This is a genomic window from Allocoprobacillus halotolerans, assembly GCF_024399475.1.
Classification (GTDB): Bacteria; Bacillota_I; Bacilli_A; order Erysipelotrichales; family Coprobacillaceae; genus Allocoprobacillus; species Allocoprobacillus halotolerans.
Genome location: NZ_CP101620.1, coordinates 768,539 through 783,824 on the forward strand (window position 1 = coordinate 768,539; position 15,286 = coordinate 783,824).

Below are 15,286 nucleotides of genomic sequence, written 5' to 3' on the forward strand. Positions count from 1 at the left end.
ATTCCAAGCAGCTTCGTGTCTTTCAAAATAGCCAATCACTTGACCATCAACTCTTACTGGTACAAAAATTCTCTTTCTCCCGTTTTTTGATTTAAAGTTTCAAACATTTCATCTTCACCTTGATCTGCTCTTTTTAAAAATTCTTCAATCTTTTTTCGTGAATTTTCATTATGACAGTTAAACAAACTTTGTCCAATTTGAACACGCTCACCATATCTCTCTTTGGCAGTTTTATTCATATAACGAACAATATGATCTCTATCTACAAATACAATTTCATAAGCATAGGCATCTAAAATCCCAGCTAAAATATCAAATGTTATTTCCATGTACCCTTCCTCCTATAACTAAACATATATAAATATTTTCCATTACTCTATAAATCTCATTATATAATAAGCCAACATATCAACACAACATTTTTGTCATTTCAAAGACAACTTTCTTTTTTCATGTATAATAGAAAACGAGGTGAAACTTATGCAAATCATCAGTGGTTTAAATCAATATTATAAAAGACATCAAATCATTCAAAAGTGTGTCCAAGAAGCGAATGTGCATCCTTTTGAACAATACATCTATATATCTTCAACACCACATGTCATTGAACAATATTTTTTTGAATATACTCATTGTTTAGTCAATATTCAAATCATGACATGGAATCAATATTTAAAACAATTACAAATACAATATCATTTAACCAAACATCATTTACTTTCACAAGTAGATGCCGTTTATTATTTAAGACGTATCTTTCAAGAGGAAACATTTCATTGTTTCGATATGGAATCACCTTTACCTTTTATTAAAGAAGTCCTTCCTCTTATGAAAGACTATGCCCATTATCAAGTATCTTATAACGATATCAATCAAGCAAAACTTAAAGATTTTCAACAGCTTTATCAGTCCCTGCAATCTTATTTAGATGATTATACACATCTGACATTAGAAAGTATATTTGACAATATCACATTTACACATCATGACCATTTGATTATTGAGGCTGATTCACTATATACCAAGCAGGCACAAAATTTGATACAATGTTTAGACAAAACTTGTGAAGTGATATGTCTATACACTTATCAAAATGATGAACGTACATTGAATTTGCCCTATCGTTCTTTTTGTCAAGAAAGCCAAATCATTGATCAACCGACTTATTTGACAGAACATCTTTTTGATTATGAACCTGTCCTACAACAAGATTCTCAAAATACTTATACTTTTGTATCTGGCACTCCCTATCAAGAAATTCAACAAGTGGTGTATACTATCTATCAAAAAATCGTGGATGAAAAGAAACATTTTCGTGATTTTACGATTATTTATCCTGACCAAAGTTATCAAGATGACTTATTAAGAGCCCTTGATGCCTTACATATGCCTCATTCTTTACCTTATCAAAAACAACGTCAATATGAACATAGTTATCAACAAGTGCTTCAACAGTTAAAACAATCAGAAAGTGATACTTTCCATGATATTGCTTTAGAAATATTAGCACTAGAACTTGACAGTGATTATCAAAATTATTTTGTTCATATCAGTGAATTAGATGGAAAAATATCACCACAAGAATTGATTGATTTTTTCCAAATGACATTTCCTCAAACAATTCAAACTTTAGAAAAAAACCAAGATGAAGTGCATGTTTATATGGTTGGAGAAGCTGAAAATATTGTCAATACACATCTATTTATATTAGGTATGAATGAAACAATACTGCCTCAAAGCATCAAAGACACAGCCCTATTATTAGATGAAGATATTGAATTATTAAGAAATCATCATGTATCTACTCCTCTAACCACAAGTGAACTTCTAGGTATTCATGAAAATGATATATTAAAAATTCTTTCTACACCTTATCAAAGTTTAACCATTTCTTATTCTATGAACACTCTAACAGGTGAAACTTTATTACCTTCATCACTCTATAAACAGCTTTGTGAAATGTATACATTCCAAAAACTTCCTGCTTTACGTTTTTTACCATTAGAAGATTTCTATATTCAAGGTGGTCAAAGCCAAGATAAAGCTATTTTAAATCAAAATTTAATGCAGTACCAGTCAATGCGTAATCAACCTGTTCAACTTCCTTTAGACATGACTTCATCTCTATATAGTTCCTATTTATCTGTCAGTCAGATTGAAACTTACAATAAATGTCCTTTCTTATATTTTATACAATATGGATTAGGTATTTTTCCACCACAGGAACAAAAGCTCATGCCTAATGAATTAGGATCACTTGTTCATTATGTTTTATCTATGACCATCGATCAAGAGCATGATATTTCTAAACTTGTTCATCACTATATTCAAAACAATGAAATCTTACAACAAAAAATCAATCAACAGCCATTGAATCAATTCTTTATTGAACAGTTAACAGATGATTTACATATCACTTTAAAAGTTGTGAAACATTTTTTAGAGACTGGAAATTTTGAAGTCTTATATAAAGAAAAGAAAGTCCAGGATCAAATTCACGATATAGATTTTAAAGGTTTTGTCGATCGTATTGATAGTTATGATCATTATGTATCCATCATTGATTATAAATCAAGTGCTAAAAACATTGATCTCAATCTCGCAATGCAGGGATTCCAAATTCAAATGCTTGTTTATCTTGATATGGTCACAAAAATGACAAACAAAGATCCAGGTGCTGTGTTGTATTTTAATACCAAAAAACGCATTTTAAGTGTACAACAAAGTATGAATCAACCTGTTCAAGAAGATGAATGGTTAAAACAATATCGCTATGGTGGTTATGTCATTGATGATGGCAGTCATCAAAGTTTACTGAATTTAGACTCTGCTTTTGATAAACGTTCTTCAGTGATACCTGTCACATATGTCAAAAGTAGAAATGAATATAAGGGACAAATTCTTACAAAAGATCAATTAAGTATTTTATTTGAAAAAATCAGTGATCATATTTATGAACTTTATCAACAAATGATGGAAGGGCATATTGAAATTGCCCCTAAGGGAAGTGACGAAAAAGCAACGCATACGCTTGTCAATCCATGTTTCTATTGCCCATATCATAGTGTTTGTGGCTTTGATGTTTTTTACAACGATTATCAGCTTGTTAAATTTTTAGATGTTGAAAGTATATTAGGAGGTGAAGAAGATGCCATTTAATGCCGGTCAGTTAAAAGCCATCCAACAAAGAGATTCTTCTATTTTAGTCAGTGCCCCTGCAGGAAGTGGAAAAACAAAAATTCTTGTCAGTCGTATTATTGAACTTTTAAAAGAAGGATATGAAATTTCAGATTTTTTGGTCGTAACCTTTACACAGGCAGCCGGTCATGAAATGAAACAAAGATTGACTGAGGAACTCAACGAACTTGTTTCATCTCCTATTGATGACAAACTCAAAACGCATCTGCAACGTCAGTTATTTAACCTACCCCATGCTTATATTACTAACTTCCACGGTTTTTGTAATTTATTACTTATGAAATATGGTTATCTTGTCGGTGTGATGCCAGGTTTTGAAATCAATAGCGATCCAACAATGATTAAAAAAGAAGCCCTTCAGGAATGTTTAAATCAATGGATTCAAGATAAAAAGATTCGTGATTTTTTAACTCTTTATTTTCCAGGATATTCTTTAGATGATTTTCAATCATTACTTTTATCCATTGATGATATATCTCATTCTATTGACCATTTCTATGATTTTATTGAACAAATGTTAAACGCTTATTATCAAAACCTTTCATCCTTAGAAGATTGGCCTTTGTTTCCATATTTGAAAAGTCTTTTCTATGATGAATTAACAATGGCTATGAATAAACTGATTGAATTACAAATCTTTTGTGAAGACAATCAGCTTGTTGATTTTTATGAAAGACCTGATGAACAAACAGAAAGAAATCAATTATTACCTGTGCCTTTTGAAGCCTATTATGATTATTTAGATGAACGTTTACAGGCTTTATCTCATAATATCACTTATGATACGCTTATTTCATTAATGAAGGCTTCAGTGGAAAGATCTTATACAATGTCTTGGAAAGAAGTTGACCCTTCTATTAAAGCAACATTTACAAAAATGAAAACAAATGTTTTCGCTTCTTATCAAAAGGCTGTTAAGTCTTATTTAGAAAAAGATAGCGCAGACTTTATTCAAAAGTTAAATGTCAGTAGTGAAGCTATTAATATGTTGTTGGGTAAAGGACACCTGTTAGATCAATTCCAACAGGCTTATCAACAAAGAAAAAAGAATTAAATCAATTAGATTTTGCTGATTTAGAAAATTATACACATCAATTGTTGTTACCGGAATATGGTGTTGTTGATATTTTATATCATCGTTTAAAAGAAATTATGATTGATGAATATCAGGATACAAATCAAATCCAAGAATCTTTGATTGCGCTCATTGCAAAGTATCAAAAACCAAATATTCCTTTATTTATGGTTGGCGATATGAAACAGTCTATTTATCGTTTTAGACAGGCTGATCCTCAAATTTTCCTTGATAAATACAATCATTTTTCTTTAACTGATGAAGAATGTTATGAAAGTCAGACAAGAAGAATCGATCTTGTTTTTAATTATCGTTCTTCAAAGATTGTTTTAGATTCTATTAATTTTATCTTTAATCAAATTATGGATAGTCGTATTGGTGGATTAGAATATTATTTAGATGATAGTGCTCGTTTAAATTATGACTATGATGGAAAAGAAAAAGGTCATCAAAAAGAGGCTCGTGAGCGTTTCTTTAAAGATGATATGAAAAAGACAGAAATTTTGATTGATATTTATAATCCTGATTCACCTATGGATAAGGAACAATATGAAGCCCATATGGTAGCTCAAAAAATACTAAAGTTAAAAGAAACAATGACTTTAGATGGACATCAGGTATCTTATAAAGATATGGTCGTGTTAATGCGTTCAACAACATCTTTTTTAACATTCAAAAAAGTTTTTGATCAATACCATATTCCTAATCATATTGTTTTATCACAAGGTTTTTTCAAAGCCAATGAAATTGAAAACATGTTAACATTCTTAAAAGCGATTGATAATCCTTATCATGATGTTGCCTTGTTGAGTGTTATCAATCAACCTTATACATGTTCATATATTTCTTTGGATAAGATTGCAAAAATGAGAATAGAATATCCTGATTTATCTCTATATGAAATGTTGCAAGCATCTGATGATGAACAAATTCAAAACTTTTTACAGACATTTGAAGATTTAAGACAATATGCATATCATCATTCACCTTATGAATTATTAAAAGCTATTTATGAAGTCACTGATTATCCATTGTTTGTTTGTCAACTTGTTAATGGTGGACAAAGAAAAGCCAATTTAGAACTGTTGCTTGAACTTGCCAAAAACAACCAACAACAATATCCTTATCTTTATGATTTTATTGAGATGATGGAACAATCACAAGATATCGCACCAGCCATTGTGGCTTCACAAAATGATGATTATGTAGAATTTATGACCATTCACAAATCAAAAGGTCTTGAATTTCCTATTGTCTTTGTCTGTCAAACACATAAACAATTCAATACCCAAGATAGTAAAGAACGTTTTATGATTGATAAACAATTAGGTATTGCCTTGAAACCTCGTGTTTATGTGGAAAGCGAAGAATTTGGTCAACTGACAGTTGAATATGATAATTGTTATCGTAATATGATTGCTAGACATCAATTAGATGAAGCCATCAATGAAGAAATGCGTATTTTGTATGTTGCTTTAACACGTGCTTCACAAAAACTTATTCTTACGGGTGTTATTAAAAGTCTTGATGAAATAAAAGATATTATGAACAAACTGATTATCAATGAACATCCTGATATTTATCACAAACAAGGCGCTGATCATGTTTTATTGTATGATCGTTTACGTAAAACCAACCAATATCTCACATGGATTCTTGCTTCTATTCTCAGACATCCTCAAGTCCTTAAAGAATGTTTAGAAGTTGAAGAATTATCCCCTCTTGCGAAAAAACTTCAAGGCTATCACTTTGAAAAACATCTCACATTTGATTCAACAGAACATGCCATGTTTTCTCTAACATTGATGTATAATCAAGATATTGAAAATGGGATGACATCTTCTTCAAAGCAAACACTTTCTGTGGACAATAAAACACAGGAATATTATCAACACTTTACTTATCCTTATGATACAACGAAACCTTTAACTTTAGCTGTCACAAAATTACCAAATGTTCATGATCACGTGTATGGATTAATTGGTGATGAAAGTGAAAGTATGACTATCAGTGCTACGGATAAAGGGACACTTGTTCATTTACTTTTAAGTTATTTGACATTTCAAGACGATCATCTTGATTCATTAATTCAGCAACTTTATGATGAAGCATTGATTGATGAAATTGGTCAAGATGTTTTATATGATTATCAAAAACAAATACAGGGATTTATAGATAGTCCATATTATCAAATGATTCAACAGGCAAGTTATGTTTATAAAGAAAAATCCTTTGCCTATTACGATAAAAATCTCCAACAGACTATTCATGGTATTTTTGACTTAGTCTTTATATATCAAAATCAAGTTTATGTTTTAGATTACAAGACTGATCGTATTAAAAAAGACAATCTAGATGAACAATTAATACAAAAACATCAAGTTCAACTTGATTATTATAAAAAAGTCTTGAAAGATATGTATCATCAAGATGTTCATGCGATTGTTTATTATTTACATATTTCTCGTGGTGTTGAATTTTAAAGGAGCTGATTTTCAGCTCCTTTAAAAATATCTTCTTCTTTTGTTTCTAAATGAATATTTATATGTCATTGTATAACGAGGATGATTTTGATAAACCATATATAATCCTATACATTCAATTGGAATCAACAAAGCAAGTGTTAATGTTAAATCTGGTAAAACCAATAAATGCTGATTGAAAACACCCAATAAAAAAGTTATAAGAAATATAAAGATTGTAAATATTTTACCTAACTTCATCAAAACTGTTCCTTCAGCTTTTTTAAGATTTAAAAATTCTAATCCAATGAATAGTCCAATAATAAAGACAATCGCTGTCTGTTCCATTCCTACATTTTGCATAAAAGCTACACAAATGATTGTGATATAGGGCATAACCATTCCTAAAATTTTATTCATATTCAACACCTCGTCTTTTCTATCATTATAATTGACATATCTTGTCGTTTCAAGTCAAAGATGAGAAAATATGAATGTCTTTAGGAATCTATTTGACATGATCTTTTACAATAAATGAACAGGAAAAGAATCTCGCTAAATCTTAACGAAATTCTTTATGTGCATTATTGAAACATTTGATAAACATCATTTTCATTATGTATATCTAAATGTTAAACAACTCTTCTTCATTGCTTTCATTAATTTTCTTTAAAAGTTCTGGTGTGAGTATTCCTAATGCATTTTTAAGTTGTAAAATGACTATTTGTAATAAGGTTTCCATCTTTCCTATTTGTTTTCCTTCTTCTCTATTTCGCTCCATTTTACAGGCTATGATATTTCTCTCTCGCTCTATGTCATAGCTTTTCAATAAGCCATCTTCATTTATCATATATTGTTGATGCATATTCATGACCTCCTTTATTAAATCACTTTCTTCACTGTTTGGATGTGGTTGATCATATGTAAATAAATATCCTAATTGTTCCATTTCTGGCAATGGCTTTTCCATATCAAATGCCTCCTTCAATAGTTGTAATTGTAATAAAACTGTTTTCACTTTCTCTCCGCTGTATCTGATTCTTTTGTCAATATCACCTTTTTGTATCACATGATAATAATGAGATAGATTTTGAATCGGCTTTCCAGTATATATAATAATCTGATAGACATTCTTTAAATGTATGTACTCTACACCAACTTTTTCCTGATAATCAATAAGACGTTCACTGTATCTTAAAAAAACGAATCTTATCTTCCAATTGAATATCATAGTTATTCATTTCAAAATCATATAAACGTCCATGAACATCTTCCACTACGACATCAAGAATCAATTTTTTATTGAGATAAGAACCTTTGAATGTTTCACTGTTTTTCACATAAGTGTTCTGGATAGAATCATCTCCTGAAATATACTGACATAAAAAGCGTCTCATCTCATGGCTGTAAGTGAAAAGATAATGAAAGAAATAATCATACTTGAACTGACTAATCATCCCCACCTAAATGGTAAGCCATCAATTGGTTTTCTTCTTGTGACAAGGCACTTATAAAGATAATGGGCTTCTATGACTTCTACAGCTTGACAGTAAAATAATTTTTAACGATTTGTCGAATATGATATTCATCTTCTACGATTAGTACTTTATACATCATTTTCACTTCAAAAATATCTTAACACACTTCTGTGTAATCGAGGTGGAATCTTTCAATGAAAAACATTTCAATAAAAACAACATAGCATTTTTTGACAATATATGCTAAAATCTAAACGTTTTTATATATAGAGGAGAGAAAAATGAATAAAGAAGAAAATGTCACTTCAATAAGTGAAGAAAACATTTATAAGCTTAATGGACGTGTTCCATTGAAAAAAGCAATTCCTTTTGGATTACAACATGTTTTAGCCATGTTCGTTGCCAATCTTGCTCCAGTTATCATTGTTTGTGGAGCTGCCATTGTCAAAGGGAGTGGGGAACATTTAACTTCAGCTGAAATCACATCTATTTTACAATGTGCTATGTTTGCAGCTGGAATTGGGACATGTATGCAACTTTATCCAGTTTGGAAAATCGGTTCTAAATTACCTATCGTCATGGGTGTCAGCTTTACTTTTTAGGAAGTTTACTTGTGATTTCTACAAATCCTGCTTTAGGGTATGAAGGAATGATTGGAGCTGTTATTCTTGGTGGGATATTTGAAGGATTAGTTGGTTTAAGTGCTAAATATTGGAAAAGATTCCTAACACCTGTTGTATCTGCCTGTGTCGTTATTGCGATTGGGCTATCTTTATTATCTGTTGGTATGGATTCTTGGGGTGGTGGTTCTAGTGTTGAGGACTTTGGTGCTTGGTATCATTTGTTTGTGGGAACTTTTACTTTAATTGTTTGTTTAATATCACATTATCGTCTCAAAGGTATTTATAAAAATTTAAATATCCTTGTTGGATTAATTTGTGGATATTTATTATCTGTCATCTTAACTGTCATGAATATTGCACCAATGGTTGACTTTTCAAACATTTCTGAAACTATTCATCAAATTGGTTATTTCAGTATTCCTAAACTTGTCTTTTTTACTGATCATATGCCAGTTTTTGATTTAGGAGCATTCTTTACAATCGCCATTGTCTTTTTAGTATCAGCTGCTGAAACAACAGGAGCGACAACTGCTGTTTGTACAGGTGCTTTAGGGCGTGATATTAAAATGGAAGAATTGCAAGGATCACTTGCTGTAGATGGTTTTTCAAGTACAATTTCAGGATGTTTTGGTTGTTTACCACTAACATCATTTAGTCAAAATGTTGGTTTAGTCACAATGACACAAGTCATTAATCGTTTTACTATTTTAATGGGTGCTTTAATCCTTATTCTTGCATCATTATTTCCACCACTTGGTGCTTTTTTCCAGTCTTTACCTCAATCAGTATTAGGTGGTTGTACAGTTATGATGTTTGGATCAATTATGTATGAAGGAATTAAAATGTTGAAAGATAATGAATTTGATGAACGTACAATGATTATCGTTTCTTTAGCTTTCTGTATTGGTGTTGGTTTAACACAGACATCTGGAAATTTCTTTGCAGCATTCCCTTCTATTGTTGGCGAAATTTTCAATGGTAATGCAGTTGCTGGTGTCTTTGTTGTATCACTTATTTTAAGCTGGGTTTTACCTCAAAAGAAAAAATCTCAATAAGCACAAAAAATGCATTCTTATTCAGGATGCATTTTTTTATAAAAAGATACCAACATTAATCAGTATCTTCTATCATTTCAAATGATTTCTTTTATATAATCTGTTGTGATTCTAAAAATTCAGCGATTCCATCTTCATTATTGGATGTTGTCACATATTTAGCAATCGCTTTAATTTGAGGATTGGCATTTCCCATTGCCACACCAATATAATCTCTAATCATTTCATAATCATTCAATTCATCACCAAAAGTTAAAATACCATCTAATGATAAATTTAAATCCTGACACATTTTTTGAATTCCTTTTGATTTAGAAAGCTCTTTATTTAAAAACTCAAATAATATTGGTGTAGACTGTACACCACGATAATCAATATTTTCAAGTGTATCATAATATTGACTGATTCTTTGAATCTCATCTTCATTTCCTATCATCAACATTTTCTCTACTTTTCTTTGATGATAAGGTTCTAGTCCATCAACAATTAATGGTAATTTATTTCTTTTAGCAATATCTATTGTATATGCATCCTCTTTTAAAACATGGAATGATTCTTGATCATAGATTCCAGCGTTAAAATCAAAATCTTTAAATGTCTCAAAAATCTCAGAAATATATTTTCCATCAAGTAAATAACAAGATGACATTTTCTGTGTACGCATATCTAAATAACAACCACCATTAAACCCCATAATAATATCTACATATTCTTCAATTTGCCAATCTTTAATCAAGTGTTTCACCGCAAATGGTGTTCTTCCAGTCGCAATACCAAATAAAATATTTTGATTTTTTAACTTTGCTATTGCTTCTCTTGTTTTTGGTGTCACAACACCTTCACCATTCAATAAAGTGCCATCTATATCCACTAATATTAAATCTATTTTTTCCATCTTTTCACCTATCATTGTTTATATCTTTATTATTTTATTATTTCTATATTTTATATCATATCTTAAAAAAGACGCTGGCATGACCAACGTCTTTATTTTCTACTAAGCTTCACCAATAATATTCATCATATCTTTTTGGAAAACTTCTGTTTTATTAGATGCTTCATCAACAGTTGTTCCTTTAATAGAAAAATAGAATTTACATTTTGGTTCAGTACCACTAGGTCTAGCCGCAATCCAAGAACCATCTTCTAAATAATATTTCAATACATTTGATTTTGGTAAATCAATTGTTGTTTCAGTACCATTTTCAGTTCTTACACTTGTTTGATAATCTTCAACAGCGACAACTTTGACACCACCAATAGCAGTTGGTGCATCTTTTCTTAGATTATCCATAATTTCTTTAATTCTTGCAGCTCCAGCAGCTCCTGCTTTAGATAAAGCAATTTGACTTTCTTTGAAAGCACCATGTTTTGCATATAATTCATTCAAAACATCAATTAAATCTTTACCTTGTTTTTTATAATAATTTCCAGCTTCAGCAGCAGTTAAGACAGCTTGAACAGCATCTTTATCTCTAACAAAATCTTTAACTACACATCCATAAGATTCTTCATATCCAAACACAAATTGTTTTTCTCCAGTTTTTTCATATTTACGAATCTTATCTCCAATGAATTTAAATCCTGTTAATGTTTTTTCAACATCTACACCATAACTTCTTGCAACTAATTCACCTAAATCAGAAGTAACGATTGTATTATACATAACTGCATTATCAGGTAATGTTCCTTTTTCTTTCATTTGGCTTAAAATGTATTCAAGATAAACAGCAGCAGACTGGTTACCACTCATTAATACATATTTTCCATCATGTTTAGCAACAACACCTAATCTATCTCCATCAGGGTCACAAATAACAACAACATCTGCACCCACTTCTTTTGCTTTTATAATTGATAATTCATAAGCCATATCAACTTCAGGGTTTGGAGATTTTGTATTTGTATAATCTGGATCAGGAGCACATTGAGCCAAAACAGGTACAACATCATATCCTAAACGTCCTAAACAAGTTCTGACAGGGATATTGCTTGTTCCATGTTGTGGAGAGAAAACAATCTTAAATCCACTTTTATCCATACCAGGATTAATTTCAATTCCCATAACTTCTTTGTAGTATGCTTCATCAACTTCTTCACCAATCCATGTCATATATGGATAAGCTTCTTCATTACTACATACTTCAATTCCTAATTCATCTTCTACCTCGTTAACATATTTGACAACTTCATCAGCCCATTCAGGGATTAATTGACATCCTGTATCATCATAAACTTTATAACCATTATATTCTTTTGGGTTATGTGATGCAGTAATCATAATCCCACCAGCACATTTTAAATATCTAACCGCAAAAGATAATTCAGGTGTTGGTCTTAAACTTTCAAAAATAAATGATTTAATACCATAAGTTGCTAAAACTTTAGCGCTTTCAATCGCAAAACGATAAGACATATGTCGGTTATCATAACCAATAGCAACTCCTCTTTCTTTTCCATTTTCAAGTCCTAATACATATTTTGCGTAACCAACATTAGCTTTTCTAATTGTATAGATGTTCATTCTATTTGTTCCTGGACCTAAAATTCCTCTCATCCCTGCAGTCCCAAACTCAACATTTGTATAGAATGCATCTTCCTTTTCTTTTTCTCCCATGTTTGTTAATTCCATTTTTGTGGCTGCATCCATTGCTGGATGATTTAACCATCTTTCATAATTTGCTTTATAATCCATATTGTTTCACCTCTGTTTCTATTATAACAAATCTTAAAAATCAACGCTATAAAAACTCATCTTGAAAATAAAACATTTTTCATAAAAAGATGTAAAAATAGCGCTTTTATGTAAACCCTATCATTTATAATTTAGTATTCATCAATTTTTGTCTTTTTTGATAAAAGAATTCTATTTTTCCAATAAAATTTTCTTGATATCTTCTTCACTTTCAATATCAAAAATATGTAATGTTAAATGGTCTAGCTGTTTCTTGTTGCTTCGATTGATCTCCTTAACCATTTCTTTTGATAAATCTCCTAATCTTTGTTTTAATTGTTTAATAAGTGTTGTAATAATTCCTTCGTTGCGCCCTTCACTACGCCCCAATCTGATTCCTTCACTTTTTGCTTCTCTGCTAATTCTTAATACATAATCACTCATATCTGTTTCTCCTCTCTTTGCTTTAATTGCCTGATAAATGCGTTCATCATGGCAAAGTGTTCCTAGTAAACATGCGACTTCATGACTCACAATGAGCTTTTCTGTCATCTTTTCTTTGCCATACAGCAACTTCAATCCTTTAATCAAGTCCTGATTGTCTTTGTTTTTGAATAATCCTTCATCAAACTTTTCCATTTCTATCAGTGGATGGAACTCTACATTCATGTAGCGTCTAAGATGTCTTATGCCCTTATTCATCATCGCTCTGTAATTTCTGGCATAGTTCCATTTCTTTTCGCCATAGTAGATGGCAAGTGTCATCACACCATACATCATAATCATTGTATCATCACTTGTTTATACAACATTTTTTGATTTCATTTCTTCATTTGACTTTGTTGTTGAATTTGTCTGTTCAGGTTTTAATGTTTGATTTTGAGATATTATTTAATAATTTTTTAGGTGTATCTCTATAAACCAACGCATAAGTAGAGAATTTATTTGTTTCAAAAATAGCTTGTCCATCTACCACTTCAACAGGTATTTCTTCAACAATATTTTCATGTTCTCTCAGTATCACAAATTCACGATTAATCGTATCTACATCATATTTCAAATCTTCTATTGGTATATCAACCATAAATTTTAACTTTTGAGATGTTTCATTAATAGTTCCAACTTGTTCATCTTGGCAAGCCACTAAAATAGAAATATCAAAAATTCTAGAGATTGTTTGTCCATCAGTTGATACTCTTTCTGCAATCTTTTCTTTAGAATCTTGAACAATATCATCAGATACAACAACTTCAATATTCAAATCATTAACATCATATAAATCTTGAATATCTTGAGGAATATCATTATGAAGTTCATCCGTTGTTTGCCCATCTACTTTTACATGGAATACATCTGAATCTTCAGTAATCTCCACTTCAGTTTCTTTTTCTTTCACTTCAAAACAATATTGTGCTTAATCAAAGGCAAATTTTCTTGCATCATAATTAAACTGATGACCATTATAGTTTCTTATAAATTATTGAAATCACAGACAAAAAATAACAGGGAGAAAATTATCTCCCTTTTTATCTGATTACATCTACATATTGACCTTGTACATAACTGATTAAATCCTGTGGTTTTAAAATAACTTGCAAGCCTCTTTTTCCAGCACTCACAGCAACCCTTTCCAACAAAATCATATCTTCTTGAAAATAAGTTGGAAATTTCTTTTTCATACCAATCGGTGAACAACCTCCACGTATATATCCCGTTAAAGGCAACAAATCTTTTTGATGCAATATCTCAACACTTTTATGCCCACTTACCTTTGCGAGTTTTTTCAAATCAATTTCTTCTAACACCGGTATACAACAAACCAAATAATCATAACCATCATGTAAAACGAGAGTCTTATAAATTTCTTCTGGCTTTAAATCGACTTGAGAAATAATATGTTCACCAGATAAATGTTCTTCATCATATTGATATTCTTTCACTTCATAAGGGATATGTTGTTGATCTAATAGCCTTAAAACATTGGTCTTTATCTTTTTCATTATCATCACCTGATTCCATTATACATCAAATATCTATTCATCATAGCCAAAAAAGACAAGTTTTGTTATACTAAAACAAAGAGGATGTGAAAATATGACAAATAAGGAAAGATTTATTGAAATTTATAAAAGTAAAATCCATCGTGAAGGAAGTGATAAATTATTAGAATTTCTCATGTCACGAAACTCTGATTTTTTTGAAGCTCCTGCCAGTGCCAGATTTCATGGCAGTTACGAAGGAGGATTATTAGAACATAGTTTAAATGTCTACGATTGCCTGCAAGATTATTTATTAAGAGAACGTGTCCAACAAACATATCAGCTCAGTTACAGTGAAGAATCTATTGCGATTGTCGCTTTACTCCATGATTTATGTAAAATTAACTGTTATAAAAAAGGAACACGTAACGTCAAAGAAAATGGTCAATGGATTCAAGTACCAACCTATGAATATCACGACACTTTACCTTATGGACATGGTGAAAAAAGTGTTTATATGATTAGTGGCTACATGCGTTTAAAAAGAGAAGAAGCCTTTGCGATTCGTTATCATATGGGATTCTCTGGTAGTGAAGATGCCAGAAACGTTGGTGCTGCTTTTGAAATGTTTCCATTAGCTTTTGCCTTGTCTACTGCTGATATGGAAGCGACTTATTTTATTGAAGGAAAAAAACAAAACCTCTAAAAACAAGCTTTGTCTTGTTTTTTTATTTTCTTTAGA

At 30.7% G+C, this 15,286-nt stretch carries 13 protein-coding genes and 1 pseudogene; 5 read left to right on the forward strand and 9 right to left on the reverse strand.

What is annotated here, in order from left to right:
- Nucleotides 1–53: 53 nt before the first annotated feature.
- Nucleotides 54–329 (reverse strand): PAS domain-containing protein, encoded by a 276-nt coding sequence (locus tag NMU03_RS04715; RefSeq protein WP_290141527.1) that lies wholly within the window; start codon nucleotides 327–329, stop codon nucleotides 54–56.
- A 151-nt stretch (nucleotides 330–480) separates the two neighbouring features.
- Between NMU03_RS04715 and NMU03_RS04720 the strand changes: the two genes are divergently transcribed.
- Genes NMU03_RS04720 through NMU03_RS04730 form a run of 3 tightly spaced genes read left to right on the forward strand, consistent with a single transcriptional unit; the run spans nucleotide 481 to nucleotide 6,756 of the window.
- The gene (locus tag NMU03_RS04720) at nucleotides 481–3,159 is read left to right on the forward strand and encodes a PD-(D/E)XK nuclease family protein (RefSeq protein WP_290141528.1); all 2,679 of its coding nucleotides are present in this window, start codon (nucleotides 481–483) and stop codon (nucleotides 3,157–3,159) included.
- Entirely contained in the window at nucleotides 3,149–4,252 is a 1,104-nt protein-coding gene (locus tag NMU03_RS04725) for a UvrD-helicase domain-containing protein (RefSeq protein WP_290141529.1), read from the forward strand. Before NMU03_RS04720 ends, NMU03_RS04725 begins: the two co-directional genes overlap by 11 nt.
- Nucleotides 4,216–6,756, forward strand: a complete 2,541-nt coding sequence (locus NMU03_RS04730; protein WP_290142282.1) for a 3'-5' exonuclease — start codon at nucleotides 4,216–4,218, stop codon at nucleotides 6,754–6,756. The genes NMU03_RS04725 and NMU03_RS04730 overlap by 37 nt, the downstream gene beginning before the upstream one ends.
- A gap of 21 nt (nucleotides 6,757–6,777) precedes the next feature.
- Here the strand turns inward: NMU03_RS04730 and NMU03_RS04735 are convergent, their stop codons facing one another.
- From NMU03_RS04735 to NMU03_RS04745, 3 genes are all read right to left on the reverse strand, one after another.
- Nucleotides 6,778–7,155: a hypothetical protein gene (locus NMU03_RS04735; protein WP_290141530.1), complete on the reverse strand. Its 378-nt coding sequence runs from the start codon at nucleotides 7,153–7,155 to the stop codon at nucleotides 6,778–6,780.
- Between the two features lie 205 nt (nucleotides 7,156–7,360).
- On the reverse strand, nucleotides 7,361–7,966 hold the full coding sequence (locus tag NMU03_RS04740; RefSeq protein ID WP_290141531.1) for a hypothetical protein: 606 nt from the start codon (nucleotides 7,964–7,966) through the stop codon (nucleotides 7,361–7,363).
- Entirely contained in the window at nucleotides 7,920–8,192 is a 273-nt protein-coding gene (locus NMU03_RS04745) for a hypothetical protein (RefSeq protein ID WP_290141532.1), read from the reverse strand. The genes NMU03_RS04740 and NMU03_RS04745 overlap by 47 nt, the downstream gene beginning before the upstream one ends.
- A gap of 413 nt (nucleotides 8,193–8,605) precedes the next feature.
- Here NMU03_RS04745 and NMU03_RS04750 point away from each other — a divergent pair.
- Nucleotides 8,606–9,891: pseudogene (locus NMU03_RS04750) on the forward strand (uracil-xanthine permease family protein).
- Between the two features lie 91 nt (nucleotides 9,892–9,982).
- On the opposite strand, the gene NMU03_RS04755 reads toward NMU03_RS04750, so the two are convergent.
- The 5 genes from NMU03_RS04755 to ybaK all read right to left on the reverse strand — a co-directional run bounded on the left by NMU03_RS04755 (nucleotide 9,983) and on the right by ybaK (nucleotide 14,565).
- Nucleotides 9,983–10,786, reverse strand: a complete 804-nt coding sequence (locus NMU03_RS04755) for a Cof-type HAD-IIB family hydrolase (protein WP_290141533.1) — start codon at nucleotides 10,784–10,786, stop codon at nucleotides 9,983–9,985.
- Nucleotides 10,787–10,888: 102 nt separating this feature from the next.
- Nucleotides 10,889–12,586 (reverse strand): phospho-sugar mutase, encoded by a 1,698-nt coding sequence (locus tag NMU03_RS04760; RefSeq protein ID WP_290141534.1) that lies wholly within the window; start codon nucleotides 12,584–12,586, stop codon nucleotides 10,889–10,891.
- Between the two features lie 171 nt (nucleotides 12,587–12,757).
- Nucleotides 12,758–13,351, reverse strand: coding sequence for a DUF4351 domain-containing protein (locus tag NMU03_RS04765; protein ID WP_290141535.1), 594 nt, complete (start codon nucleotides 13,349–13,351; stop codon nucleotides 12,758–12,760).
- A gap of 73 nt (nucleotides 13,352–13,424) precedes the next feature.
- Nucleotides 13,425–13,961, reverse strand: coding sequence for a hypothetical protein (locus NMU03_RS04770; RefSeq protein ID WP_290141536.1), 537 nt, complete (start codon nucleotides 13,959–13,961; stop codon nucleotides 13,425–13,427).
- Nucleotides 13,962–14,091: 130 nt separating this feature from the next.
- Complete coding sequence (gene ybaK, locus NMU03_RS04775) at nucleotides 14,092–14,565, reverse strand: Cys-tRNA(Pro) deacylase (RefSeq protein ID WP_290141538.1); 474 nt, start codon at nucleotides 14,563–14,565, stop codon at nucleotides 14,092–14,094.
- 94 nt (nucleotides 14,566–14,659) lie between these two features.
- Between ybaK and NMU03_RS04780 the strand changes: the two genes are divergently transcribed.
- Nucleotides 14,660–15,250, forward strand: a complete 591-nt coding sequence (locus NMU03_RS04780) for a hydrolase (RefSeq protein WP_290141539.1) — start codon at nucleotides 14,660–14,662, stop codon at nucleotides 15,248–15,250.
- Nucleotides 15,251–15,286: the final 36 nt, after the last annotated feature.

Coding starts and splice junctions, on each gene's coding strand:
- NMU03_RS04715 (WP_290141527.1), bottom strand. CDS start 329: ATGGAAATAACATTTGATATTTTAGCTGGGATTTTAGATGCCTATGCT.
- NMU03_RS04720 (WP_290141528.1), top strand. CDS start 481: ATGCAAATCATCAGTGGTTTAAATCAATATTATAAAAGACATCAAATC.
- NMU03_RS04725 (WP_290141529.1), top strand. CDS start 3,149: ATGCCATTTAATGCCGGTCAGTTAAAAGCCATCCAACAAAGAGATTCT.
- NMU03_RS04735 (WP_290141530.1), bottom strand. CDS start 7,155: ATGAATAAAATTTTAGGAATGGTTATGCCCTATATCACAATCATTTGT.
- NMU03_RS04740 (WP_290141531.1), bottom strand. CDS start 7,966: ATGATATTCAATTGGAAGATAAGATTCGTTTTTTTAAGATACAGTGAA.
- NMU03_RS04745 (WP_290141532.1), bottom strand. CDS start 8,192: ATGATTAGTCAGTTCAAGTATGATTATTTCTTTCATTATCTTTTCACT.
- NMU03_RS04755 (WP_290141533.1), bottom strand. CDS start 10,786: ATGGAAAAAATAGATTTAATATTAGTGGATATAGATGGCACTTTATTG.
- NMU03_RS04760 (WP_290141534.1), bottom strand. CDS start 12,586: ATGGATTATAAAGCAAATTATGAAAGATGGTTAAATCATCCAGCAATG.
- NMU03_RS04765 (WP_290141535.1), bottom strand. CDS start 13,351: ATGATTATGATGTATGGTGTGATGACACTTGCCATCTACTATGGCGAA.
- ybaK (WP_290141538.1), bottom strand. CDS start 14,565: ATGAAAAAGATAAAGACCAATGTTTTAAGGCTATTAGATCAACAACAT.
- NMU03_RS04780 (WP_290141539.1), top strand. CDS start 14,660: ATGACAAATAAGGAAAGATTTATTGAAATTTATAAAAGTAAAATCCAT.